The following is a 24,578-nucleotide window of genomic DNA, read 5'->3' on the forward strand; positions in this document are numbered from 1 at the left end:
CGGGGCATGACGCCCAAAGCACAAGAAAGCAGTGGTCCGCGTCTCGACGAGCGGATCACCGGCGCCCTGGTCGGCGCGGCGGTCGGCGACGCCCTCGGCGGCCCGGTGGAGGGCTACTCCCCCGACCAGATCCTGCAGCGCCACGGCGGCCGGGTCCACGGCATCGTCGGACCCTGGAGCGGCGACGCCTGGCGCACGGCCCGCCCCCTCGCGCCGTACCACAAGGGCGACGGGCACGTCACCGACGACACGTTGATGACGCATGCGCTGGTCCGGGTCTACGCGCAGGTCCGCGACCACCTCGACGCGTACGCGATCGCCGACCACCTGGTCCCGGACCTGATGACGAGCCCCCGCTGGATCCCGGAGCTGGAGTCGGAGGCCCTCCCCCTCCACCGCGTCTTCCTGGCGGAGAAGTGGCTGGTGGCCCGTCTGCACTACGGCCACGTGGACCCGCGGGAGGCCGGCGTCGGCAACATCGTCAACTGCGGCGCGGCGATGTACATGGCCCCGGTCGGCCTGGTCAACGCGGCCGACCCGAGGGCCGCGTACGCGGAGGCGCTGGACGTCGCGGGCGCCCACCAGTCGTCGTACGGCCGTGAGGCGGCGGGCGTCTTCGCGGCGGCGGTGGCCGCGGCGTGCATCCCCGGGGCGACCCCGGGCACCGTCGTCGACGCCTGTCTGGCGCTGGCGAAGGACGGTACGAGGACGGCCATCGAGAAGGTCTGCGAAGTGGCGGGCGCCCACAAGGCCTTCGAGTCGGCGCTGGCCCCGCTGCGCGAGGCGATCACCCCGTACGACACGGTCGGCCCCGACTACCGCCGGCCCTCCCTCGGCGCGCGCCGCCCCTCGCGGCTGCACGCCATCGAGGAACTCCCCGTCGCCCTGGGCATGTTGCTGGTCGCGCGCGGCGACTACCGCCAAGCGGTGCTGGGCGCGGTGAACTACGGCCGCGACTGCGACTCGATCGCGACGATGGCCGGCGCCCTGTGCGGCGCGCTGGGCTCACCGGCCCCGCAGGACTGGGCGAAGACGGTCGCGGAGGCCAGCCGGCTGGACCTCTGGGAACCCGCCCGGACACTGACCGGGGTCACGCAGGAGATCCACGAGAGAGACGTACGCCGACGCCGGGCGCACGAGGCGGCGTTCACCGCGCTGGGGGGCCGAGGATGCTCCGACTGACCTGGGTCCAGCCGGAGGACCTGATCGGCCACGAGCTGCGCCAGGCGGCGTTGGACGGCCGGGAGCCGTCGGCGATCGCGGCGCGCTGGAGGGCGGCGGGCGGCGCGCAGGCACCGTCGCGCGCGGGGGCGTCACCCGGACCCGCGTCGCGCTACCTGCGGACGCTGGCGGAGGACCTGCTCGACGAACTGGCGGACCTCCCGAGCCGCTTGGCGGACAGCGAACCCACCGACCTCGCGAAGATCAAGGCGAGCTGCCCGTCCTGGCCCACGGCTACCCCGGCCGCGCCCACCCCCGCGCACTACGAGGCCGCCTGGCTGGGCCGCGCGGTGGGCTGTCTGCTGGGCAAACCCGTCGAGAAGCTCCCCCTCGAAGCCATCCGCCAACTGGCCGCCGCCACCGGCAACTGGCCCCTGAACACCTACTTCACCGCCAAGGGTGTACCCGAGGAACTCCTCACGGCCCACCCCTGGAACCGCCGCTCGGCCCCCACCTCCCTCGCCGAGAACATCGACGGGATGCCCGAGGACGACGACCTCAACTACCCCCTCCTCAACCTCCTCCTGCTGCGCCGCCACGGCAGCGGCTTCACCCCCACCGACCTGGCCCGCCTCTGGCTCGACGACCTCCCGGCCGGCCGCACCTTCACCGCCGAACGCGTCGCCTACCGCAACCTCCTGCTCGGCATCGAGCCCCCGCACACGGCCCGCCACCGCAACCCCTTCCGCGAGTGGATCGGCGCCCTCATCCGCGCCGACGTGCACGGCTGGACCAACCCCGGCGACCCGGCCGCCGCGGCCGAGCAGGCCCACCGCGACGCCACCCTCACCCACACCGCCAACGGCGTCTACGCGGCGATGTTCACGGCGGCGGTCATCGCCCGGGCGGCGACCGCGTCCGCACCCCAGGACATCCACGCCTGCCTGCGCACCGGCCTCTCGGTCGTCCCGCCGCGGTCCCGGCTGGCCCACGCGATCACCCACGCCGTCCGGCTGGCCCGGACCCACGACGACTTCGACACGGTCGTCGACGAACTGCACGCCACCCACGCGGACACCCACCACTGGGTCCACGCCATCCCCAACACGGCTTTGATCGCCGCCGCCCTCACCCACGCCGACGGCGACTTCACCGGCTCCGTCTGCCGTGCGGTGTCGGGCGGCTGGGACACCGACTCCAACGGCGCGACGGCCGGCAGCGTCGCCGCCCTGCTCACCGGCTCCCCGGCCGCCCTCCCCGAGCGCTGGACGGCCCCGCTCAAGAACCGCCTCGCCACCTCGGTCGCCGACTTCAACGGCATCGGCTTCGACGCGCTGGCCCAGCTCACCCACGACCTCGCCCACCGGCTCACCCCCTTGGAGGCAGCCCGCCCATGACCGACATCGTCGTGCTCGGCAGCACGAACATGGACCTCGTCACCTACGTAGAGAAGGCCCCGCAGCGCGGCGAGACCGTGACGGGCCGGGAGTTCCGTACGATCCCGGGCGGCAAGGGCGCCAACCAGGCGATCGCGGCGGCCCGCGCGGGCGGCAACGTCTCGATGATCGGCGCCGTCGGCAACGACGCCTTCGGCACCCGCCTGCGCTCCACCCTCGAACACTCCGGCGTGGACACCGACGACCTGCGCACGGTCGAGGGCCCCTCCGGCACCGCGCACATCGTCGTGGACGACCAGGGCGGCAACGCGATCGTCGTGATCCCCGGCGCGAACGGCACCCTCGACCACCTCAGCCCCGGCGACGAGGGAGTCATCGCCTCCGCCGGCACCCTGCTGCTCCAGCTGGAGATCCCGCTCGCCGCGGTGCTCGCCGGCGCCCAGGCCGCCCACCGCCACGACGTCCGTACGGTCCTCACCCCCTCCCCCGCCCAGCAGCTCCCGGACGAACTCCTCGCCGCCATCGACCTGTTGGTCCCCAACGAGCACGAGGCGACCACCCTCACCGGCCGCACCGACCCCCGCGAGGCGGCCACCGCACTGCTCGACCGGGTGCCCGAGGTGGTCGTCACCCTGGGCGCGGCCGGCAGCCTGTACGCCACCCGCGGCGCCGAACCGCTGGCCGTCCCCGCCCCGAAGGTCACCGCCGTCGACTCCACCGGCGCCGGCGACACCTTCGTCGGCGCCCTCGCGGTGGCCCTCGGTGAGGGACGCCCGATGCCGGACGCGCTGACCTGGGCGTCCGCGGCGGCGGCGCTGTCGGTCCAGCGGGAGGGCGCCACCGTGTCGATGCCGTACCGCCCCGAGATCGACGAGGGGTACGCCTCATGACCGACGCAGCCAAGGCCCCCCTGACCGGCATCCGCGTCCTCGACCTGGCGACCCTGTTCGCCGGCCCCCTCGCCGCCACGATGCTCGGTGACTTCGGCGCGGAGGTCATCAAGGTCGAGCACCCGGAGAAGCCGGACCCCTCCCGCGGCCACGGCCCGTCGAAGGACGGCGTGGGCCTGTGGTGGAAGGTTCTCGGCCGCAACAAGCGCACCATCACCCTGAACCTCTCGCGCCCCGGTGGGCGCGCCACCCTGCTGCGCCTCGCCGCGACCGCGGACGTCGTCGTCGAGAACTTCCGCCCCGGCACCCTGGAGAAGTGGGACCTCGGCTGGCCCGAGCTCTCCGCCGCCAACCCCCGCCTGGTGCTCACCCGCGTCACCGGCTTCGGCCAGTTCGGCCCCTACGCCCACCGCCCCGGGTTCGGCACGCTCGCCGAGGCGATGAGCGGCTTCGCGGCGCTCACCGGCGAACCGCAGGCGCCCCCGACGCTCCCGCCGTTCGGCCTGGCCGACTCGATCGCGGGCCTCGCGACCGCGTACGCGGTGATGACGGCCCTGGCCGCGCGCGAGCGCACCGGCGAGGGCCAGGTCGTCGACATGGCGCTCATCGAGCCGATGCTGCTGGCGCTCGGCCCCCAGGCGACCTGGTACGACCAGCTCGGCTACGTCCAGGAACGCACCGGCAACCGCTCCGCCAACAACGCCCCGCGCAACACCTACCGCACCGCCGACGGCACCTGGGTCGCCGTCTCCACCTCCGCCCAGTCGGTCGCCGAGCGCGTGATGCACCTGGTGGGGCGCCCCGAACTGATCGACGAACCCTGGTTCGCGACCGGCGCCGACCGGGCCCGCCACGCCGATGTCCTGGACCGGGCGGTCGGCGACTGGATCGCCCGCCACACCCGCGCCGACGTCCTCGCCGCCTTCGAGAAGGCGGAGGCCGCGGTGGCCCCGATCCAGGACGTGCGGGAGGTGATGACGGACCCGCAGTACGCGGCCCTGGACACGATCACCACCGTCGACGACCCCGAGCTGGGTCCGCTGCGCATGCAGAACGTCCTCTTCCGCCTGTCCGCCACCCCCGGCACGATCCGCTGGACCGGCCGCCCGCACGGCGCGGACACGGACGAGATCCTCACCGGCCTGGGCCTCACCCCCGCCGAGCTGGCCGCCCTGCGCGAGGAGGGCGCACTGTGACTCCGTACCCTCTGACCTGGCTGTACGCCCCCGGCGACCGCCCGCACGTGGTGGCCAAGGCGCTGTCCTCGGGCGCCGACGTCGTCATCGTCGATCTGGAGGACGCGGTCGCCCCGGACCGCAAGGACTACGCCCGCGCCGCCACCGCCGACCTGCTCTCCGAGCCGGGCCACCCGGTCCCGGTCCAGGTCCGGGTGAACGCCCTGGACACCCCGGCCGGCGTCAGGGACCTCACGGCCCTGGCCGCCCTCCCCGGTCTGTCCGCACTGCGCCTCCCGAAGGTGATCTCGGCCGAGCAGATCATCCATCTCGCCCAGACGACCCCGCCCTGCGCACCGGGCACGACCCCGCTGCACGCCCTCCTGGAATCGGCCCTGGGCATCGAGCGCGCCCACGCGATCGCCTCCGCCCACCCCTCGCTCCACGGCATCTCACTGGGCGAGGCGGACCTCCGCGCCGATCTGGGCGTACGCGGCGACGCGGGCCTCGACTGGGCCCGCTCCCGCGTCGTCGTGGCCGCACGGGCGGCCGGCCTGCCCCCGCCGTCGCAGTCGATCCACCCCGACATCCGCGACCTGGAGGGCCTGGCCGCGTCCTGCGCCCACGGCCGCACCCTGGGCTTCCTGGGCCGGGCGGCCATCCATCCCCGCCAGCTCGCGGTGATCGAACGCGCCTACCTCCCCACGGAGCAGGAACTTCAGCAGGCGGAGACGATCATCAAGGCAGCGGCAACGGAACAGGGCGCCCAGGCGCTGCCGGACGGAAGCTTCATCGACGCGGCGGTCGTGGCAGCGGCCCAGCGGACCCTGTCGCTGGCACGCCGGACCTGAAACACGATGAGGGCGCCCGGTGACCCGGGCGCCCTCATCGACGTATCGGCGGGTGTCAGCTCTTCTTGGCCGACTCCGGCTCGTCGCTCGGTTCCTTCTCGCTCTCCGCGTCCGTGGCCTGCGGGGAGTCCGAGGAGTCCTCCTCGGACTGCTCACCGTCGGCCTCGCCACCGCCCTCGACCGCACCCTCGGGTTCACCGTCGGGTTCACCGTCGGAGGCACCCGGCTCCACCACAGCCTCCCGGCCGGGCCGCTTCTTCGCCGACACCACGATGTAGGCGACCGCCAGCAGGAAGACGATCAGCGCGGTCCAGTTGTTCAGCCGCAGGCCCAGGATGTGGTGGGCGTCGTCGACGCGCATGTACTCGACCCAGAACCGGCCCACGCAGTACGCGGCGACGTACAGCGCGAACGCCCGCCCGTGGCCCAGCTTGAAGCGGCGGTCGGCCCAGATCACCAGCACCGCGACACCGATGCACCACAGCGACTCGTACAGGAACGTCGGGTGGTACGTGCCCGGCACGCGTCCGTCCGTCGAGGACGTGATCTTCAGGGCCCAGGGCAGATCGGTCGGCCGACCGTACAGCTCCTGGTTGAACCAGTTGCCCCAGCGCCCGATGGCCTGGGCGAAGGCGATACCGGGGGCGACGGCGTCGGCGTACGCGGGCAGCGGGATGCCACGGCGGCGGCAGCCGATCCACGCGCCCAGCGCGCCGAGCGCGATGGCGCCCCAGATACCGAGGCCGCCCTCCCAGATCTTGAACGCGTCCACCCAGTCGCGGCCCTCGCTGAAGTACAGCTCGTAGTCCGTGATCACGTGGTAGAGGCGTCCGCCGACCAGCCCGAACGGCACGGCCCAGACCGCGATGTCGGCCACCGTGCCGGACCGCCCGCCCCGGGCGATCCAGCGTTTGTTGCCGAGCCAGACGGCTACGAAGACACCGATGATGATGCAGAAGGCGTAGCCGCGCAGCGGAATGGGACCGAGGTGGATCACCCCGCGCGACGGGCTGGGAATGTAGGCAAGTTCCATGGCAAGGTCGACGCTACCCTGCCGGGCGGCACCGATGTCAGGCAGCCCGGCTACGGGTCCATAACAGGCGCCGGTGCTCAGCCCTTGGCGGCTTCCTGCACCATCTGCTTCAGCTTGGCCGGAGTCATCGTCTGGTCCTGGTAGATGTTCTTGCCGTTGAGCAGGACCGTCGGCGTGCCGCTGAAGCCGCCGCTCTTGAACGCGTCGTTGGACTTCTCCACCCAGCTGTTGTGCGTGCCGTTCTCGACGCACTTGCGGAAGGCGGGCGTGTCCAGGCCCTTCACCTTGGCCGCGAGCTCCAGGAGCTTGCCGTCCTTGGCGAAGGCGTCGTCGATCTCCGGCGGCTGGTTCTGGTACAGCACGTCGTGGTACGGCACGAACTTCCCGGCGTCCTGGGCGCAGGCCGCGGCGTTCGCGGCGTTGCGCGAGCCGGTGCCGCCCATGTTGCCGTCGATGATCGTGGCCAGGTGGTACTCGACCCTGAGCTGTCCGGCGTCCGTCAGCTCGTGGATCGTCGAGCGGTACGCGTCCTCGAAGGACTTGCAGGCCGGGCAGCGGAAGTCCTCCCAGACCGTGAGCGTGGACTTGGCGTTCTCCTCGCCCACCGGGATCGCGAGGCCGTCCTTGCCCTGCGCGCCCGAGGGCCCCACGACCGGTCCCGCGTCACTGCTGTCGTCCTTGCCGGCGTTCGCCGCGACGACTCCGATCACCGCCGCGAGTCCCAGCACGCAGACCACGCTCGCGCCCACGATCAGCGCGCGGCGCCGCTTGTCGGCCGCCTTCTGCTTCTCACGCTCGACCGCCAGCCGCTCCCGGGCGGTCCGCTTTCCGTCACGATTCTTTTCGCTCACACCCGCAGAACGAACCGGGGAGGCGCAGCGCGCCTCCCCGGCCCCAGGTCCACCCGTTCGAGCGACTCGTACGGAAGGCCCTTCTTCAGAAGATCTTTCACCCCTGAAGGTGTTACGCCTGTCCGCGCACGCCCTTCGCCAGCTCACCGGCGAGCGCGCGCACGGCCTCGACGCCGGCCGCGTCGTCCGGCGCGTCCAGCATCCGCTTGACGAAGGCCGAGCCGACGATCACGCCGTCGGCGAAGCCGGCGACCTCGGCGGCCTGCGCGGCATCGGAGACGCCGAGCCCGACGCAGACGGGCAGCGCGGTGCCGGTGGCGCGGGTGCGCTCGACCAGGTCCTGCGCCTGCGCGCCCACCGACGCGCGGGTGCCCGTGACGCCCATCAGCGAGGCGGCGTAGACGAAGCCGCTGCCCGCCGCGGTGATCTGCGCGAGCCGCTCGTCCTTGCTGCTCGGCGCCACGACGAAGACCGTCGCGAGGCCGTGCTTCTCGGCGTGCTCCCGCCACAGCCCCGCCTCCTGCACGGGCAGGTCGGGCAGGATGCAGCCCGCGCCGCCCGCTTCGGCCAGCTCGGCGGTGAAGCGCTCGACGCCGTAGCGGTCGATGGGGTTCCAGTACGTCATGACGAGGACCGGCTTCCCGGTGGCCGCGTGCGCCTCGCGGACCGTGCGCATCACGTCCGCGATCCTGACGCCGCCGCGCAGGGCGATGTCGTCGGCGGTCTGGATGACCGGGCCGTCGAGGACGGGGTCGCTGTGCGGCAGCCCGACCTCCACGACGTCCGCGCCGCCGTCGAACACGGCCTTGATCGCCTCGATGCCGCCGTCCACGGTCGGGAACCCGGCCGGCAGGTAGGCGATGAGGGCGGAGCGCCCCTCGGCCCTGGCTGCCTGGAGGGTGTCCGTCAACAGCTGGATGTTCCCGCTCACTTGGCGTCCCCCTCGATCTCGGCGGCCTCGGCGTCCGCGTCGGCGGCGACCTCGGCGTCGGTGTCGTACAGGCCGAAGTAGCGCGCGGCCGTGTCCATGTCCTTGTCGCCGCGGCCGGACAGGTTGACGACGATCAGGCCGTCCTTGCCCAGTTCCCGGCCGACCTCCAGGGCGCCGGCGAGGGCGTGGGCGCTCTCGATCGCCGGGATGATGCCCTCGGTGCGCGACAGCAGGCGCAGTGCCTGCATGGCGGCGTCGTCGGTGACCGCGCGGTACTCGCCGCGGCCGCTGTCCTTGAGGTAGGAGTGCTCCGGGCCGATGCCGGGGTAGTCCAGGCCGGCCGAGATGGAGTACGGCTCGGTGATCTGGCCCTCGTCGTCCTGCAGGACGTAGGAGCGGGAGCCGTGCAGGATGCCGGGCTCGCCGGCGGTGAGGGTGGCCGCGTGCTCGCCGCTCTCCACGCCGTGGCCCGCCGGCTCGCAGCCGATGAGGCGGACGGAGGCGTCCGGGATGAAGGCGTGGAAGAGGCCGATGGCGTTGGAGCCGCCGCCGACGCAGGCGACGGCCGCGTCGGGGAGGCGTCCGGCGCGCTCGAGGAGCTGGCGGCGGGCCTCGACGCCGATCACGCGGTGGAAGTCGCGGACCATGGCGGGGAAGGGGTGCGGGCCGGCGACCGTACCGAAGAGGTAGTGGGTGTGGTCGACGTTGGCGACCCAGTCGCGGAACGCCTCGTTGATGGCGTCCTTGAGGGTGCGCGAGCCGGACTTCACGGCGATGACCTCGGCGCCGAGCATGCGCATGCGGGCCACGTTGAGGGCCTGGCGCCGGGTGTCGATCTCGCCCATGTAGATCGTGCAGTCGAGGCCGAAGAGCGCGCAGGCGGTCGCCGTGGCCACGCCGTGCTGGCCGGCGCCGGTCTCGGCGATCACGCGGGTCTTGCCCATGCGCTTGGTGAGCAGGGCCTGGCCGAGGACGTTGTTGATCTTGTGGGAGCCGGTGTGGTTGAGGTCCTCCCGCTTGAGGAAGACCCGGGCGCCACCGGCGTGTTCGGCGAACCTCGGCACCTCGGTGAGGGAGCTGGGGCGGCCGGTGTAATTGACCAGCAGGTCGTCGAGTTCGCGGGCGAACTCGGGGTCGTGCTTGGCCTTGTCGTACTCGACGGCGACCTCGTCCACGGCGGCGACGAGGGCCTCCGGGATGAACTTGCCGCCGAACGCCCCGAAGTAGCCTTCGGGGCTGGGGAGTTGACCCTCGGGGTCGGGGATGAAGAACTCGCTGGGCATGCGGATACCTCACGGTGAGTGCGTAAAAAGGACACTATTCGCCGTGGGGGCGGGGATGTGTTTGTCGACGGCGGGCCGTCAGTGGCTGGTCGCGCAGTTCCCCGCGCCCCTGGAGGGGCGCTGCCATCGCCGTCCGTTCACTTGCCCGGGTTCGTCTCCGATGACGTATCGCACGCGACGACCGTGCACCCGGCGTGCGGGCGCACGGCAACCACGAGGGCGGCAGCCGCGCGCGAGGCGGGCGTACCTGTCCACGGTCGTCACGGTGCGGTTCATCGCTGTCAGCCTAGCGGGTGATCAGCCGCGGCCGTGCCGGAGTGCCGGGTGCTCGCCCGCCGCGACCAGGTCGGCGACCGCCGTCTTCGGGTCCTTGCCGGTGACCAGGGACTCGCCGACCAGGACCGCGTCGGCGCCGGCGTTGGCGTAGGCGATGAGGTCGTGCGGGCCGCGGACGCCGGACTCGGCGACCTTGACGATGTGGTCGGGGATCTCCGGGGCGACGCGCTCGAAGGTGCCGCGGTCGACCTCGAGCGTCTTCAGGTTGCGGGCGTTGACGCCGATGATCTTCGCTCCCGCGTCCACGGCACGCTCGACCTCGTCCTCGTCGTGCACCTCGACCAACGGGGTGAGTCCGATGGACACCGCGCGCTCGATGAGGGACTCGAGGGCGGGCTGCTCCAGGGCCGCGACGATCAGCAGGACGACGTCGGCGCCGTAGGCCCGCGCCTCCCAGAGCTGGTACGACGTGACGATGAAGTCCTTGCGCAGGACCGGGATGTCCACGCGCGCGCGGACCGCCTCCAGGTCGGCCAGCGAGCCGCCGAAGCGGCGCTGCTCGGTGAGGACGGAGACGACCGCCGCGCCGCCCGCCTCATAGTCGGCGGCCAGTCCGGCCGGGTCGGCGATCGCGGCCAGCGCGCCCTTGGAGGGGCTGGAGCGCTTGACCTCGCAGATGACCTTGACGCCGTCGCCCCTGAGGGCGGCGACCCCGTCCTTGGCCGCCGGGGCCTTCGCCGCGCGCTCCTTGAGCTCGTCGAGGCTGACGCGCGCCTGCCGCTCCGCGAGGTCGGCACGGACTCCGTCGATGATCTCGTCGAGCACACTCACGCGAGCGGCCCCCTTTCGGACGGTGGCCTGTGAAAGCCGTACGGAAACGGTGTCACTGCGATGGTATCCGGAGGTAGGCGCAGGCCTCGCATCCGGTTGACGCCGGTCCCACTACCTGGACGTTCACCATTTGATCAAGGGTGCAGCCAGCCACCGAAGGGCAGGTTCCGGACAACGGTGAAAACCAGCAGCAGGGCCCCCGCCGCCCACAGTTGCACCGACGACAGTTCGAGCCTGAAGGGCCGCCCGCGCGCCGACCGGATCAGCCAGACGGTCAACAGCACGGCGAAGAGCGCGTAGCCCCCGACGGCGAGCGCGTTGGCCTGGAGCGCCGCCGGGAGGTCACCGTGGATCACCGCGTGCGCGCTGCGCAGGCCGCCGCAGCCGGGGCAGTAGATGCCGGTGAACCGCAGGAGCGGACAGGCGGGGTAGTGGCCGGGCTCGTTCGGGTCCACGGCGCCCACGTAGGCGAAGGCGCCGGCGACGGCCGCGAGCACTCCCGCCGGGACGGCCAGCCTGGCCGGTACGGCGCCGGGCCGGGTCGCTCCGTGGCTGTCGGTCGCCCGCGGGCTGTCGGGGTTCACGTCAGGCATTGTGCCCCCGCACACGCGTGAGGGGCGTCCCCTGGCACCCATCGGTGCCGGGTCGCCCCTCAGCGAGGTGGTGGGCGTCTCAGCTCTTGGCGCTCGCCGGCGCGTGCTCCTGCGACATCAGCAGCCCCTTGTGCGCGTCCTTGGGCTGGCCGAGCCCCATCGAGCTCATGATCCAGCCGACGATGCCGCCGAGCACCACGACGCCCAAGCCGGCCCAGAAGCCCGCGGGCTCGGCCAGCACCATGAAAGCGCCCGAGACGCAGAACCCGATGAAGGCGATCGTGACACCGGTCCAGGCGGCCGGGGTGTGACCGTGGCTGCTGCCCGCCATTGCTTGCTCCTCGTTGCTGTGTACGTGTCGTACGTGGGTGAGCCGGTCGCTCGCTGTCATTGTCCCGCACGCGTGCGGGTGCGGTGATGGGGGGTCACGACGCGGCGTGGGCTACGCGCCCGTCGGGTCCTCGCCCCGGTCCAGGGCCTTCCAGATCTCCTCGGGCCGGTCGGGGTCGGCGGCCCTGGCGGTGCGGCGCGGCCTCGGGGCGCCGCCGCGCTCGTAGCGGCCGGACATGCCGGGCCACAGCTTGCCGTAGCGCAGGGCCAGCAGTCCGGCGAGCAGGATCAGGCCGCCGCCCACGGCCGCGACGTACGGCCAGGCGGTGTGGCTGAGGGCGTCGACGGTGGCCGCGGTGTCGCCGGAGGCCTGGGCGGCCTTCTCGTCGAGCGCGGCGCTGTCGGAAGCGCCGAGCAGGGCGGCGGCGACGGTGCCGGCGCCGGAGAGCGCGAGCAGGGCGGCGACCATGAGCCGGCCGGCCCGGCGGACGGCGAAGACGGCGACGAGCGCGGCGAGCCCCACTATGGCCAGGGCCGCGGGGACGCCGGTGACGTCACTGCCCTTGGCGATCAGGGGGAACGGGCCGCCGGCCACCGTCACGGTGCCCTCGGACCAGCGCTGCCGGGTGGCGAGGAGCGCCACGGCGGCGCCGAGCGCCCCGCACAGCAGGGCGAGGGCGAGGCTCATCCGGCCGGCCCGGGCGGCGGCGGGGGCTTCGGAACGGGGGTGCGGTACGGCAGTCACGTACTCCACTATCACCCGAACCCCCGGCGATCAGTCACCCGGGGTTCGGGTGAGGCGGCCACCGGGGTTCACCCGAGCCGGTTCGCCGTGTGCACCGCCCGCAGGACCGCCGCCGCCTTGTTGCGGCATTCGGTGTCCTCGGCGACCGGGTCCGAGTCGGCGACGATGCCCGCGCCCGCCTGGACGTACGCCGTGCCGCCGCGCAGCAGGGCCGTACGGATGGCGATGGCGGTGTCGGAGTCGCCGGCGAAGTCGAGGTAGCCGACGCAGCCGCCGTACAGACCGCGCCTGGACGGTTCGAGTTCGTCGATGATCTGCATCGCGCGGGGCTTGGGGGCGCCGGAGAGGGTGCCGGCCGGGAAGCAGGCCGTCAGGACGTCGAAGGCCGTGCGATCGGGCGCGACCCGTCCCGTCACCGTCGAGACGATGTGCATCACGTGGGAGTAGCGCTCGATGGACATGAAGTCCACGACCTCCACGGAGCCCGGCTCGCAGACCCGCCCCAGGTCGTTGCGGCCCAGGTCGACCAGCATCAGGTGCTCGGCGCGCTCCTTGGGGTCCGCGAGCAGCTCGTCGGCGAGGGCCTGGTCCTCCTGCGGGGTCGCCCCGCGCCACCGGGTGCCGGCGATGGGGTGGACCATGGCCCGCCCGTCCTCGACCTTGACCAGGGCCTCGGGGGACGAGCCGACGACGTCGAAGCCGTCGAAGCGGAAGAGGTACATGTACGGCGAGGGATTGGTCGCCCGCAGCACCCGGTAGACGTCCAGCGCGCTCGCCGTGCACGGCGTCTCGAAGCGCTGGGAGGGGACGACCTGGAACGCCTCCCCGGCCCGGATGCGCTCCTTGATGTCCTCGACGGCTTCCTGGAAGTCCTCGCCGCCCCACAGCGCGGTGTACTCGGGCAGCTCCGAGGGCGGCAGGACGGCCGGCGGCTGGGCAACCGCGCGCGAGAGGTCGGCCTCCATGGCGTCGAGACGGGCGACGGCGTCGGCGTAGGCCTCGTCGACGCCGGTGTCGAGGTCGTTGTGGTTGATCGCGTTGGCGATCAGCAGGACCGAGCCCTCCCAGTGGTCCATGACGGCGAGGTCGCTGGTGAGCAGCATGGTCAGCTCGGGCAGCTGCAGGTCGTCCCGCTCGCCGGGGCCGATCTTCTCCAGGCGGCGCACGATGTCGTAGCCGAGGTAGCCGACCATGCCGCCGGTGAAGGGCGGCAGGTTCAGGTCGTGGGCGAGGTCGCGCGGGGTGTGCAGGGCCTCGATGGTGGCGCGCAGGGCGGCGAGCGGGTCGCCCTCGACGGGGACGCCGACGGGCGGGGTGCCGAGCCAGTGGGCCTGACCGTCGCGTGCGGTGAGCGTCGCGGCGGAGCGGACTCCCACGAAGGAGTAGCGAGACCATTGAAACGCGGTGCGGCCGTTCTCCGCGGACTCCAGCAGGAACGTGCCGGGGCGCTCGGCGGCGAGCTTGCGGTAGAGCGCGACCGGGGTGTCGCCGTCGGCGAGGAGCTTGCGGGTGACCGGAATGACGCGGCGGTCGGTGGCCAGCTTGCGGAACGTCTCGAGGTCCATGGCGGCTGACCTTACTGATCCGAGGCGGCTGTGCCGGAATCGGCGTCCTTCAGCAGGACGTCCTCGTCGAAGCACGTCCGGGCCCCGGTGTGGCAGGCCGCGCCGACCTGGTCGACCTTGACGAGCACGGTGTCGGCGTCGCAGTCGAGCGCGACCGACCTGACCCATTGGAAGTGGCCGGAGGTGTCGCCCTTGACCCAGTACTCCTGGCGGCTGCGCGACCAGTAGGTGCAGCGGCCGGTGGTCAGGGTGCGATGCAGCGCCTCGTCGTCCATCCAGCCGAGCATGAGCACCTCTCCGGTGTCGTACTGCTGGGCGATGGCGGGCAGGAGCCCGTCCGCGCTGCGCCTGAGGCGCGCGGCGATCTCGGGGTCCAGGCGGCTGGGCCGGCCGGGCGTGCTGGTGGTCATGCCTGCCATTGTGCCGCGCGCAACTGACAGTGACCGTCCGATGTCCACTGGGCGGACGTCCGGCGCGGTCGTACGCTGACTGCATGTCGACCTTCGCCCAGCGTGAACGACTTCTCCTCGCCGACCTCTTGGAGGCCGAGGGACCCGATGCCCCCACCCTCTGCGAGGGCTGGACGACCCGTGACCTCGCCGCCCACGTGGTGGTGCGCGAGCGGCGCCCGGACGCCGCCGCCGCGCTGCTGATCAAGCAGCTCGCCCCGCGCCTGGAGAAGGCGATGGCGGAGTTCGCGGCGAAGCCCTACGAGGAGCTGATCCAGCTCATCCGCACCGGTCCGCCGCGCTTCTCGCCGTTCCAGTTCAAGCCCGTCGACGAGGCGTCGAACACGATCGAGTTCTACGTCCACACCGAGGACGTCCGGCGCGCCCAGCCGGACTGGACGCCCCGCGAGCTCGACCCGGTCTTCCAGGACGCCCTGTGGTCCCGTCTGGAGCGCTCCGCCCGCCTGATGGGCCGCAGCGCCCCCACCGGCCTGGTGCTGCGCCGCCCCGACGGCCAGACGGCGGTGGCCCATCGCGGCACTCCGGTCGTGACGGCGACGGGCGAGCCGTCGGAGCTGCTGCTGTTCTCCTACGGCCGGCAGAACGCCGCCAAGGTGGAGCTGGACGGCGACCAGGACGCCATCGCCAAGCTGAACGCGGCCAAGCAGCTGGGGATCTGAGGCCGGTCAGCGGGGCAGTTCCGCGCCTCGCAGCGCGCGGGAGGCCAGGATGACGACGCCGCTCAGCGCGCTGATCGTGGCGCAGGCCGTGAAGACCGGGCCGGTGCCCCAGAGGTCGACGGCCCCGCCGACCAGCGGGAAGGTGAGCGGTGCCAGCCCGAAGCTGACCAGGGTGGAGACCGAGGTGACCCGGCCTACGTAGGCGGGGCCCGCGTGGCACTGCAGCAGTGCCCCGCACAGGGCGCCGGCCAGCCCGGCGAACAGCCCGATGAACAGGGCCGCGCCGACCGCGGTGGCGACGGACGGCGCCTGCGCGAGGAGCGAGATGGCCCCGGCCCCCGCGAGGGCGGTCACCGCGGTGACGCGTCCGGCGCGCGCCACCCGCCCGCGCCAGGCGAGGAGCAGCGAGGCGGCCGCGGCGCCGACGCCGAATCCGGCGAGGACCCAGCCCATGCCGGACGGTCCCCAGCCGCGTTCCTCGGCGAGCAGGTTCAGGCCGAGGTTCATCGGCCCGACGAACCCCAGGTCGCCCAGGGCGATGGCGAGCATCAGCGGGCGGAGCACGGGGCTGTGCCGGATGTGGCGGAACCCGTCCCGGAGTTCGGCGAGGGCGGGCTCGCGCGGTTTCACGTCGTCCGGCGGGAGGTCCCGGACCCGTACGGCGAGCAGGGCCGGCAGGGACGCTCCGATCAGCAGCGCGGAGAGCCCGAAGGCCCCCGCCGTGCCGCCGAGCGCGATGCCGAGGCCGCCGAGCGGGCCGCCGAGGACGAGGGCGAGGCGGACGGCGAGCCCCCGCAGGCCCTGGACCCGGGCGAGCTGGCTCCGGTCGGCGATCCGTGCGGGGAGGGCGCCTCCGGCGGGCAGGAAGACGGCGTCGACGACCCCGAAGAGGACCGCCACCGCGCCCAGGGCCCACAGCCCCGGGCTGGTCGCGAGGAGGAGGACGGCGGCGACGAGGACGAGCGCGCAGCGCACCGCGGTGCTGCCGACGACGACGCGCCAGGGGCCGTAGCGGTCGGCCACCACTCCCCCGCCGAGCATCAGCAGCGCGCGCGGCACGGCGCTGACCGCGGTCACGAGCCCGGCCTGGGCGGGCGTCCCGGCCTGGACGGCGGCCCAGGACAGGGCTAGGTAGTAGACGTTGTCGCCGAGCGCGGACGACGTGTAACCGCCGAGCCAGCGCAGGACGTTGGGGTCACGGTGGGCGGCGCGCTCCCCGGCGGACAGACGCTGCGGGGCGGTGGACGTCGAAGGCACGTCGGGTCCTCTCAGGGCCGGAACGGGAAGGCGTACGTGTGCACCGCGACGTTCTCGCGGCCCTCGGTGTCGCCGGCGGCGTCGGCCGCCCGGCCCTGCTCGTCGTAGCGGCGCAGGAGGGCGAGCAACTCCCGGTTCAGCTCGGTCAGTTCGTCCGCCGTGAGCCGCAGGTTGGACTCGGAGGACTCGGCGGCGCGGTTCCACTCGGGGCCCCAGTGGGCCCGCTCGTCGAGCCAGCGGCGGTAGAGGTCCGTGCGCTGCTCGGCGAAGAGCCGGCTCGCCGCCGTGTGCGCGGCGGCCTTCTCGGGAGCGTCCCGGAAGTCCTCGTCGCGGATGCTCACGCCGTCCGAGGCCGGCCGCCACCAGCGCTCGCGGCCGTCCGCGCGCTGCGGCTCGGCCTCCTCGATGAGCCCGTGCTCGGCGAGCTTGCGCAGGTGGTAGCTGACCAGCGAGACCGCCTCGTCGACCCGCTCGGCGAGCTGTGAGGCGGTGGCGACCTGGGCGATCGTCAGCGCTCTGAGCAGGTTCATGCGCAGGGGGTGGGCGAGCGCCTTGAGCGTGCCCAGGTCCGTGATCCTGCGGTCTCTCTCCTTGTCCGTCATGCCTCGACCGTAGATGCGAAAGAAAAATTGCACAACATATTTTGCGCAACTTTCCTTTCGTATCTCCCGGTGGGGAGGCGCGAGTAGGCATGCGAAAGCCCCGGCCGCTTCAAGGGAGGACGACCGGGGCTCAGTCGTGCGTCAGCGAACGGGGTGCCCGGCCCCCCGCAGCGCGTCCTTCACCTCGCCGATCCGCAGATCCCCGAAGTGGAACACGGACGCCGCCAGCACCGCGTCGGCCCCCGCCTCGATGGCCGGCGAGAAGTCCGCGAGCCGGCCGGCGCCGCCGGAGGCGATCACCGGGACCGTCACGTGCCCCCGGACGGCCTGGATCATCTCCAGGTCGTAGCCGTCCTTGGTGCCGTCGGCGTCCATCGAGTTGAGCAGGATCTCGCCCGCTCCCAGCTCGGCCGCCCGGTGCGCCCACTCGACGGCGTCGATGCCGGTGCCCTTGCGACCGCCGTGGGTGGTGACCTCGAAGGTGCCCTCGGGGGTGCGCCGCGCGTCGACGGAGAGGACCAGCACCTGCCGGCCGAAGCGCTCGGCGATCTCCCGGATGAGGTCGGGGCGCGCGATGGCCGCCGTGTTGACGCCCACCTTGTCCGCGCCCGCGCGCAGCAGCTTGTCCACGTCCTCGGCCGTGCGGACGCCACCGCCGACCGTCAGCGGGATGAACACCTGCTCGGCGGTGCGGCGCACCACGTCGTACGTGGTCTCGCGGTCGCCCGACGAGGCGGTGATGTCCAGGAACGTCAGCTCGTCGGCGCCCTCGGCGTCATACACCTTGGCCATCTCGACGGGGTCGCCCGCGTCGCGCAGGTTCTGGAAGTTGACGCCCTTGACGACCCGGCCGTTGTCCACGTCCAGGCAGGGGATGACTCGGACCGCCAGGGTCATGAATCCACGGCTCCTCTGTATGCCTCTAGCTCTACTTCGACCAGGATGCGCGAATCCACGAAGCCCTCCACGACGAGCAGCGTCGAGACCGGGCGCACCGAGTCGAAGAACTCCTTGTGGGCCCGGCCCACGGCGTCCACGTCCCGTGCGTGGGTCAGGTACATCCGGGTCCGGATCACGGACTCGACGCCGAGTCCGAACGCCCCGATCGCCTCGACCGCACTGGTGAAGGCCACGGTGGCCTGCTCGTACGGGTCGCCCTCGCCGTAGAGCACATCCCCCTTGAAGGAGGTCGTGCCTCCCACCAGGACGCGATCACCCGCCGCCACGGCGCGTGCGAACCCGAAGGACTCTTCCCAGGGACTTCCGCTCTGCACGCGCCGCACGGCATCGGACGTCATGACGACACAGCCTCCAGGGCCTCTTCGAGAGTGAACGCCTTCGCGTACAGGGCCTTCCCGACGATGGAGCCCTCGACACCGAGCGGAACGAGCTCGGCGATGGCGCGCAGGTCGTCCAGCGACGACACGCCGCCGGAGGCGACCACCGGGCGGTCCGTCGCCGCGCAGACGTTCCTCAGCAGCTCCAGGTTCGGGCCCTGGAGGGTGCCGTCCTTGGCGATGTCGGTGACGACATAGCGGGCGCAGCCCTCGCTGTTGAGGCGCTCCAGCGTCTCGTAGAGGTCGCCGCCGTCGCGGGTCCAGCCGCGGCCGCGCAGCGTCGTGCCCCGTACGTCCAGGCCCACCGCGATCTTGTCGCCGTGCTCGGCGATGACCTTGGCGACCCACTCGGGGGTCTCCAGGGCGGCCGTGCCGAGGTTGACGCGGGTGCAGCCGGTGGCCAGCGCGGCGGCGAGGGAGGCGTCGTCGCGGATGCCGCCGGACAGCTCGACCTTGATGTCCATGGCCTTCGCGACCTCGGCGATCAGCTCGCGGTTGTCACCGGTGCCGAACGCGGCGTCCAGGTCGACCAGATGCAGCCACTCGGCACCCGAACGCTGCCAGGCGAGGGCCGCCTCCAGCGGGGAGCCGTAGGACGTCTCGGTGCCGGACTCGCCGTGCACGAGGCGCACGGCCTGGCCGTCGCGGACGTCGACGGCGGGGAGGAGTTCGAGCTTGGCCATGTCTCTACAGGGTTCCGATCCAGTTGGTGAGCAGCTGCGCTCCGGCGTCGCCGGACTTCTCGGGGTGGAACTGCGTGGCCCACAGGGCGCCGTTCTCCACGGCGGCCACGAACGGCTTGCCGTGCGTCGAGAAGGTGACCTTGGGCGCGGTCATCGCCGGGTTGTGGACCTCCAGCGTCCAGTCGTGGACGGCGTAGGAGTGCACGAAGTAGAAGCGCGCGTCCGCGTCCAGGCCGGCGAACAGCTCGCTGCCCGCCGCCGCGTCCACGGTGTTCCAGCCCATGTGGGGCACGATGTCGGCCTGCAACGGCTCGACGGAGCCCGGCCACTCGCCGAGGCCCTCGGTCTCGACGCCGTGCTCGATACCGCGCGCGAACAGGATCTGCATGCCGACGCAGATGCCCATCACGGGCCGCCCGCCGGACAGCCGGCGGTCGATGATCCAGTCGCCGCGGGCCTCGGTGAGCCCCTTCATGCAGGCCGCGAACGCGCCGACGCCCGGTACGAGCAGGCCGTCGGCGTTCATGGCCTTGTCGAAGTCACGGGTGATCTCGACGTCGGCGCCCGCGCGCGCGAGGGCGCGCTCGGCCGACCTCACATTGCCGAAGCCGTAGTCGAAGACCACGACCTTCTTCTCGCTCAATTCCACACCTCCAGCCTCAGGACGCCCGCGAGCAGACACATCGCGGCGCCTATCGAGAGCAGCGTGACGAGGCTCTTGGGCATCCCCTGCTTGACGAAGGAGATGATGCCGCCGACCAGGAAGAGGCCGACGACGATCAGTACGGTGGACAGCCCGTTCATGGGTTACAGGGCACCCTTCGTCGAGGGGAGGATGCCGGCGGCGCGCGGGTCGCGCTCGGAGGCGTAGCGCAGGGCCCGCGCCAGCGCCTTGAACTGGCACTCCACGATGTGGTGCGCGTTGCGCCCGTACGGCACGTGCACGTGCAGGGCGATCTGGGCCTGGGCGACGAAGGACTCCAGGATGTGCCGGGTCATCGTGGTGTCGTACTCGCCGATCATCGGCGCCATGTTCTCGGGCTCGGTGTGCACGAGGTAGGGGCGGCCGGACAGGTCGACGGTCACCTGGGCGAGCGACTCGTCCAGCGGGACCGTGCAGTTGCCGAATCGATAAATCCCCACCTTGTCGCCGAGCGCCTGCTTGAAGGCGGCGCCCAGCGCGAGGGCGGTGTCCTCGATGGTGTGGTGCGAGTCGATGTGCAGGTCGCCCTCGGTCTTCACGGTCAGGTCGAACAGACCGTGCCGGCCGAGCTGGTCGAGCATGTGGTCGTAGAAGCCGACGCCGGTCGACACGTCGACCTTGCCGGATCCGTCGAGATCGATCTCGACGAGGACCGAGGTCTCCTTCGTCACCCGCTCTATGCGGCCTACGCGGTTCATGCGCTCTGCTCCTTCTTCAGTTCACGTACCGCGTCGAGGAACGCGTCGTTCTCTTCGGGGGTTCCGGCGGTCACCCGCAGCCGGCCCGGCACGCCGTTGTCCCGGACCAGGACGCCCCGGTCGAGGATCCGCTGCCAGGCGACGTGCGCGTCGTCGAAACGTCCGAACTGCACGAAGTTGGCGTCCGAGGCGGTGACTTCGTAGCCGATGGCGAGCAGCTCGCTCACGAGCCGGTCCCGCTCCGTCTTCAGCTGCTCGACGTAGCCGAGCAGCGTGTCGGTGTGCTCCAGGGCCGCCAGCGCGGTCGCCTGGGTGACCGCCGACAGGTGGTACGGCAGCCGTACCAGCTGGACGGCGTCCACCACCGCGGGATCCGCGGCGAGGTAGCCGAGACGCAGACCGGCGGCGCCGAAGGCCTTCGACATCGTCCGGGAGACGACGAGATTCGGCCGGCCTTCGAGCAGTGGCAGCAGCGAGTCGCCGTGGCTGAACTCGATGTACGCCTCGTCGACGACGACCATCGACGGCTTCGCCGCCTGCGCGGCCTCGTACAGCGCGAGGACGGTCTCGGGCGGGACCGCCGTGCCCGTGGGGTTGTTGGGCGTGGTGATGAAGACGACGTCGGGGCGGTTCTCGGCGATCGCCTTCTCGGCGGCCGCGAGGTCGATCGTGAAGTCGTCGCCCCGCGGGCCGGAGATCCAGCCGGTGCCGGTGCCGCGCGAGATCAGACCGTGCATCGAGTACGACGGCTCGAAGCCGATGGCCGTACGGCCCGGTCCGCCGAAGGTCTGCAGCAGCTGCTGGATGACCTCGTTGGAGCCGTTGGCCGCCCAGACGTTGGCGAGGCCCACCTCGTGGCCGGAGGTGTCGGTGAGGTACTCGGCGAGCCGGGTGCGCAGCTCGACGGCGTCCCGGTCCGGGTAGCGGTTGAGGTCGCGGGCCGCCTCGCGGACGCGCTCGGCGATGCGTTCGACCAGCGGCTCGGGCAGCGGGTAGGGGTTCTCGTTGGTGTTCAGCCGTACGGGGACGTCCAACTGGGGCGCGCCGTAGGGGGACTTGCCGCGCAGCTCGTCCCGTACGGGGAGATCGTCGATGCCTGTCACTTGCTCTCGGGTACCTTCCAGCCGAACCTCGCCTTGACCGCCGCGCCGTGCGCCGGCAGGTCCTCCGCCTCCGCCAGCGTCACCACGTGATGCGCGACCTCGGCCAGCGCGTCCCGCGTGTAGTCGACGATGTGGATGCCGCGCAGGAAGGACTGGACGGACAGGCCCGAGGAGTGGCAGGCGCAGCCGCCGGTGGGCAGGACGTGGTTGGACCCGGCGGCGTAGTCGCCGAGCGAGACCGGCGCCCAGGGGCCGACGAAGATCGCGCCGGCGTTGCGCACGCGGTCCGCCACGGCGGCGGCGTCGGCCGTCTGGATCTCCAGGTGCTCGGCGCCATACGCGTCGACGACCTTCAGGCCCTCGTCGACGCCGTCGACCAGGACGATCGCGGACTGCCTGCCCTTGAGGGCCGGGACGATCCGGTCGTCGATGTGCCTGGTGGCCGCGACCTGCGGCTCCAGCTCCCGCTCCACCGCGTCCGCGAGCTCGACGGAGTCGGTGACGAGGACGGCGGCGGCCAGCGGGTCGTGCTCGGCCTGGCTGATCAGGTCGGAGGCGACGTGCACCGGGTCGGCGCCGGAGTCGGCCAGGATCGCGATCTCGGTCGGGCCCGCCTCGGCGTCGATGCCGATCTTGCCGGTGAAGTAGCGCTTGGCGGCGGCGACCCAGATGTTGCCGGGGCCGGTGACCATGTTGGCGGGCGGGCAGGACTCGGTGCCGTACGCGAACATCGCGACGGCCGTGGCGCCGCCGGCCGCGTACACCTCGTCGACGCCGAGCAGCGCGCAGGCCGCGAGGATCGTCGGGTGCGGAAGGCCCCCGAACTCGGCCTGGGCCGGGGAGGCGAGCGCGATCGACTCGACACCGGCCTCCTGGGCGGGCACGACGTTCATGATCACGGAGGACGGGTAGACGGACCGGCCACCGGGTGCGTACAGCCCGACGCGGTCGACCGGCACCCACTTCTCGGTCACGGAACCGCCTGGCACGACCTGGGTCGTGTGCGTCGTACGGCGCTGCTCGCGGTGGACGAGACGGGCGCGGCGGACGGACTCCTCCAGGGCCGCGCGCACGGCCGGGTCGAGCTCTTCGAGGGCCTTCTCGATCGCCTCGGCCGGAACCCGTACGGAATCCAGCCGCACCCCGTCGAACTTCTCGGCGAAGTCGATCAGCGCCGCGTCACCCCGATGATGCACGGCCTCGCAGATCGGACGCACCTTCTCCAGGGCGGCCGAGACGTCGAAGTCGGCTCGGGGCAGCAGGTCGCGCAGGGCGGGTCCCTCGGGAAGGGCGTCGCCGCGCAGATCGATTCGGGAGATCACGGGCTCAATTCTCTCAGACCCGGGTACGGCGCCGTTCGCGCGTATCAATGGCTGATACAGAACCCCGCGGGAACCCGGAAGATCACCTTCACGTCTAGCGTTCGGGGCGTCACTCAGCGGGCAGAACGGTTGTACTAAACCCGCCAGTAGCCGAGAGGGATGGTAGAGACGTGACCGAGGGGGCCGGCATCCGGGACGGGGACCCGCCGGACGATCTGACCGCCGCCGAGATCGGCATGTGGCAGGCCTTCCGCAACGGCAGCGTGTACGACCTGAGCAGCGGCGACACGGTCGTCGACGATCCGCACGGCGGGCATCCCTGGCTCGAGGAGCGGACGGTACGCGCGCGGATCGTCTGCTGGCTGCTGCTGGACGGGCCGCCCGCCCTCGCGGGCCGGGTGTCCTCGCTGAAGCTGGTGGGCGTGCGGATCGCCGACACGATGGACCTCGCCGGCGGTACCGTCGTGCCCTACGTCGAGATGCGCGGCTGCCGCTTCGACCGTGAGGTGCTGCTGCCGGAGGCCCGCTTCACGACCGTACGGCTGGTGGACTGCGCGGTGCCGCGGCTGGAGGCCGCCCGGGTGCACACCGAGGGCGATCTGCATCTGCCGCGCTGCCGGTTCCACAACGGCGCCCGGCTCACCGACGCCCACATCGGCACGGACCTGCTGCTCAACCAGGCGATCGTCTACCGCGACCGCAGCGGCCGCTCGATCGCCGCGGACGGCATCAGCGTCGGCCAGGACCTCCAGGCGGAGATGCTGGAGTCGCACGGCGAGCTGAGCCTGCGCGGCGCGAGCATCGGCGTGTCGCTGAGCCTGCGGGGCGCGCGGCTGGTCAACCCGTACACGCGGCTCGCGCTGAACGCTCCGCAGCTGACCGTCGGACGCACGCTCTACATGACCCCGGCGGGCGTCGGGAGCCCGATGCTGAGCGGCCGTACGCCCGCGCGCGGGACGCGCATCCAGCGGTTCGCGTGCCAGGGCGGGGTGCGGCTGGACGACGGGCGGTTCGGGGACGCGGTCGACCTGGAGCGGGCCCGGTTCACCTTCACGGACGAACAGGAGCTGTCGCTGCGCCGCATCCAGACGCCCGAGCTGCGCTTCCTCGGCGAGGGACCGGAGCGCGGCGGGGTGGTGCTGTCGGGCGCGCGCGTCGTCAACCTGATGGACCGGGCGGACGCCTGGCCGGGCCCGGGGCTGCTCCACATGGGCGGTTTCACCTACGAGAACCTCGTGCCGCGCGGCCCGTTCCCGCTGGAGCGGCGGCTGGAGTGGGTGGCCGCGGCGACCGCCGAGTACAACCCGGAGCCGTACGAGCGGCTGGCCTCCGTGCTGCGCGCCGGGGGCGAGGACGAGGACGCGCGCGAGGTGCTGCTCGCCAAGCAGCGCCGGCGCCGCGAGACGCTGCCGCCCGCGGCCAAGCTGTGGGGGTACGCGCAGGACTGGATGGTCGCCTACGGCTATCGGCCGGGCCGGGCGGCGGTGTGGATGGCGGTGCTGTGGGCGGCCGGCTCGGTGGCCTTCGCGTACGCCGACCCACCGCCGATCAAGGGCGCCGAGCATCCGGCCTGGAACCCTCCCCTGTTCGCCCTCGACCTGCTGCTGCCGGTCATCGAGCTGGGCCAGGTCGGGTTCTGGCAGCTGAGCGGCGCCTGGCAGTGGCTGGCGGCGGCGATGATCCTGCTGGGCTGGATCCTGGCGACGACGGTGGCCACGGGCGCGACGCGCCTGCTGCGCCGGAACTGACCCCATCGCCGGTATCCGGGCCTCCGGAGGCCGATGAGGACCACGAGAACCATAGGGTCCATGAGGTCTCTGAGATCCATGAGG

28 protein-coding genes are annotated in these 24,578 nt (G+C 72.4%); 7 read left to right on the forward strand and 21 right to left on the reverse strand.

Annotated features, from left to right (window positions below; genetic code table 11):
• Nucleotides 1-6: 6 nt before the first annotated feature.
• Genes ACIRD7_RS22245 through ACIRD7_RS22265 form a run of 5 tightly spaced genes read left to right on the forward strand, consistent with a single transcriptional unit; the run spans nucleotide 7 to nucleotide 5,474 of the window.
• Nucleotides 7-1,182 (forward strand): ADP-ribosylglycohydrolase family protein, encoded by a 1,176-nt coding sequence (locus tag ACIRD7_RS22245; protein ID WP_403455818.1) that lies wholly within the window; start codon nucleotides 7-9, stop codon nucleotides 1,180-1,182.
• Nucleotides 1,170-2,558: an ADP-ribosylglycohydrolase family protein gene (locus ACIRD7_RS22250; protein WP_403455820.1), complete on the forward strand. Its 1,389-nt coding sequence runs from the start codon at nucleotides 1,170-1,172 to the stop codon at nucleotides 2,556-2,558. The genes ACIRD7_RS22245 and ACIRD7_RS22250 overlap by 13 nt, the downstream gene beginning before the upstream one ends.
• Entirely contained in the window at nucleotides 2,555-3,448 is an 894-nt protein-coding gene (gene rbsK, locus ACIRD7_RS22255; protein WP_403455823.1) for a ribokinase, read from the forward strand. Before ACIRD7_RS22250 ends, rbsK begins: the two co-directional genes overlap by 4 nt.
• Nucleotides 3,445-4,644 carry a CaiB/BaiF CoA transferase family protein gene (locus tag ACIRD7_RS22260; protein WP_403455825.1) on the forward strand — a complete coding sequence of 400 codons (1,200 nt, stop codon included), beginning with the start codon at nucleotides 3,445-3,447 and terminating at the stop codon, nucleotides 4,642-4,644. The genes rbsK and ACIRD7_RS22260 overlap by 4 nt, the downstream gene beginning before the upstream one ends.
• Nucleotides 4,641-5,474, forward strand: a complete 834-nt coding sequence (locus tag ACIRD7_RS22265) for an HpcH/HpaI aldolase/citrate lyase family protein (protein WP_403455827.1) — start codon at nucleotides 4,641-4,643, stop codon at nucleotides 5,472-5,474. Before ACIRD7_RS22260 ends, ACIRD7_RS22265 begins: the two co-directional genes overlap by 4 nt.
• Nucleotides 5,475-5,529: 55 nt before the next feature.
• Here ACIRD7_RS22265 and lgt read toward each other — a convergent pair whose 3' ends face one another.
• The 11 genes from lgt to hisI form a co-directional block, all read right to left on the reverse strand.
• Nucleotides 5,530-6,507 carry a prolipoprotein diacylglyceryl transferase gene (lgt, locus tag ACIRD7_RS22270; RefSeq protein ID WP_403455830.1) on the reverse strand — a complete coding sequence of 326 codons (978 nt, stop codon included), beginning with the start codon at nucleotides 6,505-6,507 and terminating at the stop codon, nucleotides 5,530-5,532.
• A 77-nt stretch (nucleotides 6,508-6,584) separates the two neighbouring features.
• Complete coding sequence (locus ACIRD7_RS22275; protein WP_403455832.1) at nucleotides 6,585-7,358, reverse strand: DsbA family protein; 774 nt, start codon at nucleotides 7,356-7,358, stop codon at nucleotides 6,585-6,587.
• Between the two features lie 112 nt (nucleotides 7,359-7,470).
• Nucleotides 7,471-8,289: a tryptophan synthase subunit alpha gene (trpA, locus tag ACIRD7_RS22280; protein WP_403455834.1), complete on the reverse strand. Its 819-nt coding sequence runs from the start codon at nucleotides 8,287-8,289 to the stop codon at nucleotides 7,471-7,473.
• Nucleotides 8,286-9,572: a tryptophan synthase subunit beta gene (gene trpB / locus ACIRD7_RS22285; protein ID WP_403455835.1), complete on the reverse strand. Its 1,287-nt coding sequence runs from the start codon at nucleotides 9,570-9,572 to the stop codon at nucleotides 8,286-8,288. The genes trpA and trpB overlap by 4 nt, the downstream gene beginning before the upstream one ends.
• Nucleotides 9,573-9,650: 78 nt before the next feature.
• Complete coding sequence (gene trpM, locus ACIRD7_RS22290) at nucleotides 9,651-9,848, reverse strand: tryptophan biosynthesis modulator TrpM (RefSeq protein WP_403455837.1); 198 nt, start codon at nucleotides 9,846-9,848, stop codon at nucleotides 9,651-9,653.
• 21 nt (nucleotides 9,849-9,869) lie between these two features.
• Nucleotides 9,870-10,679 (reverse strand): indole-3-glycerol phosphate synthase TrpC, encoded by an 810-nt coding sequence (trpC, locus tag ACIRD7_RS22295; RefSeq protein ID WP_403455839.1) that lies wholly within the window; start codon nucleotides 10,677-10,679, stop codon nucleotides 9,870-9,872.
• Between the two features lie 134 nt (nucleotides 10,680-10,813).
• Complete coding sequence (locus ACIRD7_RS22300; protein ID WP_403455840.1) at nucleotides 10,814-11,272, reverse strand: DUF2752 domain-containing protein; 459 nt, start codon at nucleotides 11,270-11,272, stop codon at nucleotides 10,814-10,816.
• Between the two features lie 79 nt (nucleotides 11,273-11,351).
• A complete protein-coding gene (locus tag ACIRD7_RS22305; RefSeq protein WP_403455842.1) occupies nucleotides 11,352-11,603 on the reverse strand; it encodes an HGxxPAAW family protein in 252 nt (83 codons plus the stop codon).
• Nucleotides 11,604-11,714: 111 nt separating this feature from the next.
• Nucleotides 11,715-12,356 (reverse strand): TIGR02234 family membrane protein, encoded by a 642-nt coding sequence (locus ACIRD7_RS22310; protein ID WP_403455845.1) that lies wholly within the window; start codon nucleotides 12,354-12,356, stop codon nucleotides 11,715-11,717.
• Nucleotides 12,357-12,415: 59 nt separating this feature from the next.
• Nucleotides 12,416-13,912 carry an anthranilate synthase component I gene (locus ACIRD7_RS22315; protein WP_403455848.1) on the reverse strand — a complete coding sequence of 499 codons (1,497 nt, stop codon included), beginning with the start codon at nucleotides 13,910-13,912 and terminating at the stop codon, nucleotides 12,416-12,418.
• Between the two features lie 11 nt (nucleotides 13,913-13,923).
• A complete protein-coding gene (gene hisI, locus ACIRD7_RS22320; RefSeq protein WP_403455850.1) occupies nucleotides 13,924-14,331 on the reverse strand; it encodes a phosphoribosyl-AMP cyclohydrolase in 408 nt (135 codons plus the stop codon).
• 74 nt (nucleotides 14,332-14,405) lie between these two features.
• Here hisI and ACIRD7_RS22325 point away from each other — a divergent pair, with 74 nt between their 5' ends.
• On the forward strand, nucleotides 14,406-15,041 hold the full coding sequence (locus tag ACIRD7_RS22325; RefSeq protein WP_403455851.1) for a TIGR03085 family metal-binding protein: 636 nt from the start codon (nucleotides 14,406-14,408) through the stop codon (nucleotides 15,039-15,041).
• 6 nt (nucleotides 15,042-15,047) lie between these two features.
• Here ACIRD7_RS22325 and ACIRD7_RS22330 read toward each other — a convergent pair whose 3' ends face one another.
• From ACIRD7_RS22330 to hisD, 10 genes are all read right to left on the reverse strand, one after another.
• Nucleotides 15,048-16,298: an MFS transporter gene (locus ACIRD7_RS22330; protein ID WP_403455854.1), complete on the reverse strand. Its 1,251-nt coding sequence runs from the start codon at nucleotides 16,296-16,298 to the stop codon at nucleotides 15,048-15,050.
• A gap of 11 nt (nucleotides 16,299-16,309) precedes the next feature.
• Nucleotides 16,310-16,900, reverse strand: a complete 591-nt coding sequence (locus ACIRD7_RS22335) for an ArsR/SmtB family transcription factor (protein WP_403455855.1) — start codon at nucleotides 16,898-16,900, stop codon at nucleotides 16,310-16,312.
• A gap of 141 nt (nucleotides 16,901-17,041) precedes the next feature.
• Complete coding sequence (gene hisF / locus ACIRD7_RS22340) at nucleotides 17,042-17,797, reverse strand: imidazole glycerol phosphate synthase subunit HisF (protein WP_403455857.1); 756 nt, start codon at nucleotides 17,795-17,797, stop codon at nucleotides 17,042-17,044.
• Nucleotides 17,794-18,198: a RidA family protein gene (locus ACIRD7_RS22345; protein WP_403455860.1), complete on the reverse strand. Its 405-nt coding sequence runs from the start codon at nucleotides 18,196-18,198 to the stop codon at nucleotides 17,794-17,796. The genes hisF and ACIRD7_RS22345 overlap by 4 nt, the downstream gene beginning before the upstream one ends.
• Nucleotides 18,195-18,920: a bifunctional 1-(5-phosphoribosyl)-5-((5-phosphoribosylamino)methylideneamino)imidazole-4-carboxamide isomerase/phosphoribosylanthranilate isomerase PriA gene (gene priA, locus ACIRD7_RS22350; protein WP_403455861.1), complete on the reverse strand. Its 726-nt coding sequence runs from the start codon at nucleotides 18,918-18,920 to the stop codon at nucleotides 18,195-18,197. The genes ACIRD7_RS22345 and priA overlap by 4 nt, the downstream gene beginning before the upstream one ends.
• A gap of 4 nt (nucleotides 18,921-18,924) precedes the next feature.
• Nucleotides 18,925-19,569, reverse strand: coding sequence for an imidazole glycerol phosphate synthase subunit HisH (gene hisH / locus ACIRD7_RS22355; RefSeq protein WP_403455864.1), 645 nt, complete (start codon nucleotides 19,567-19,569; stop codon nucleotides 18,925-18,927).
• On the reverse strand, nucleotides 19,560-19,724 hold the full coding sequence (locus ACIRD7_RS22360) for a hypothetical protein (protein ID WP_403455867.1): 165 nt from the start codon (nucleotides 19,722-19,724) through the stop codon (nucleotides 19,560-19,562). Before ACIRD7_RS22360 ends, hisH begins: the two co-directional genes overlap by 10 nt.
• Nucleotides 19,725-19,727: 3 nt before the next feature.
• A complete protein-coding gene (gene hisB / locus ACIRD7_RS22365) occupies nucleotides 19,728-20,321 on the reverse strand; it encodes an imidazoleglycerol-phosphate dehydratase HisB (RefSeq protein WP_062719038.1) in 594 nt (197 codons plus the stop codon).
• Nucleotides 20,318-21,424, reverse strand: a complete 1,107-nt coding sequence (locus ACIRD7_RS22370) for a histidinol-phosphate transaminase (protein WP_403455869.1) — start codon at nucleotides 21,422-21,424, stop codon at nucleotides 20,318-20,320. The genes hisB and ACIRD7_RS22370 overlap by 4 nt, the downstream gene beginning before the upstream one ends.
• The gene (gene hisD / locus ACIRD7_RS22375; protein ID WP_403455872.1) at nucleotides 21,421-22,746 is read right to left on the reverse strand and encodes a histidinol dehydrogenase; all 1,326 of its coding nucleotides are present in this window, start codon (nucleotides 22,744-22,746) and stop codon (nucleotides 21,421-21,423) included. Before hisD ends, ACIRD7_RS22370 begins: the two co-directional genes overlap by 4 nt.
• Nucleotides 22,747-22,916: 170 nt before the next feature.
• Between hisD and ACIRD7_RS22380 the strand changes: the two genes are divergently transcribed.
• Nucleotides 22,917-24,494 carry an oxidoreductase gene (locus tag ACIRD7_RS22380; protein WP_403455874.1) on the forward strand — a complete coding sequence of 526 codons (1,578 nt, stop codon included), beginning with the start codon at nucleotides 22,917-22,919 and terminating at the stop codon, nucleotides 24,492-24,494.
• Nucleotides 24,495-24,578: the final 84 nt, after the last annotated feature.

Origin of the sequence: Streptomyces sp. NPDC093568 (assembly GCF_044764945.1) — a bacterium.
In the GTDB taxonomy this organism is placed as follows: Bacteria; Actinomycetota; Actinomycetes; order Streptomycetales; family Streptomycetaceae; genus Streptomyces.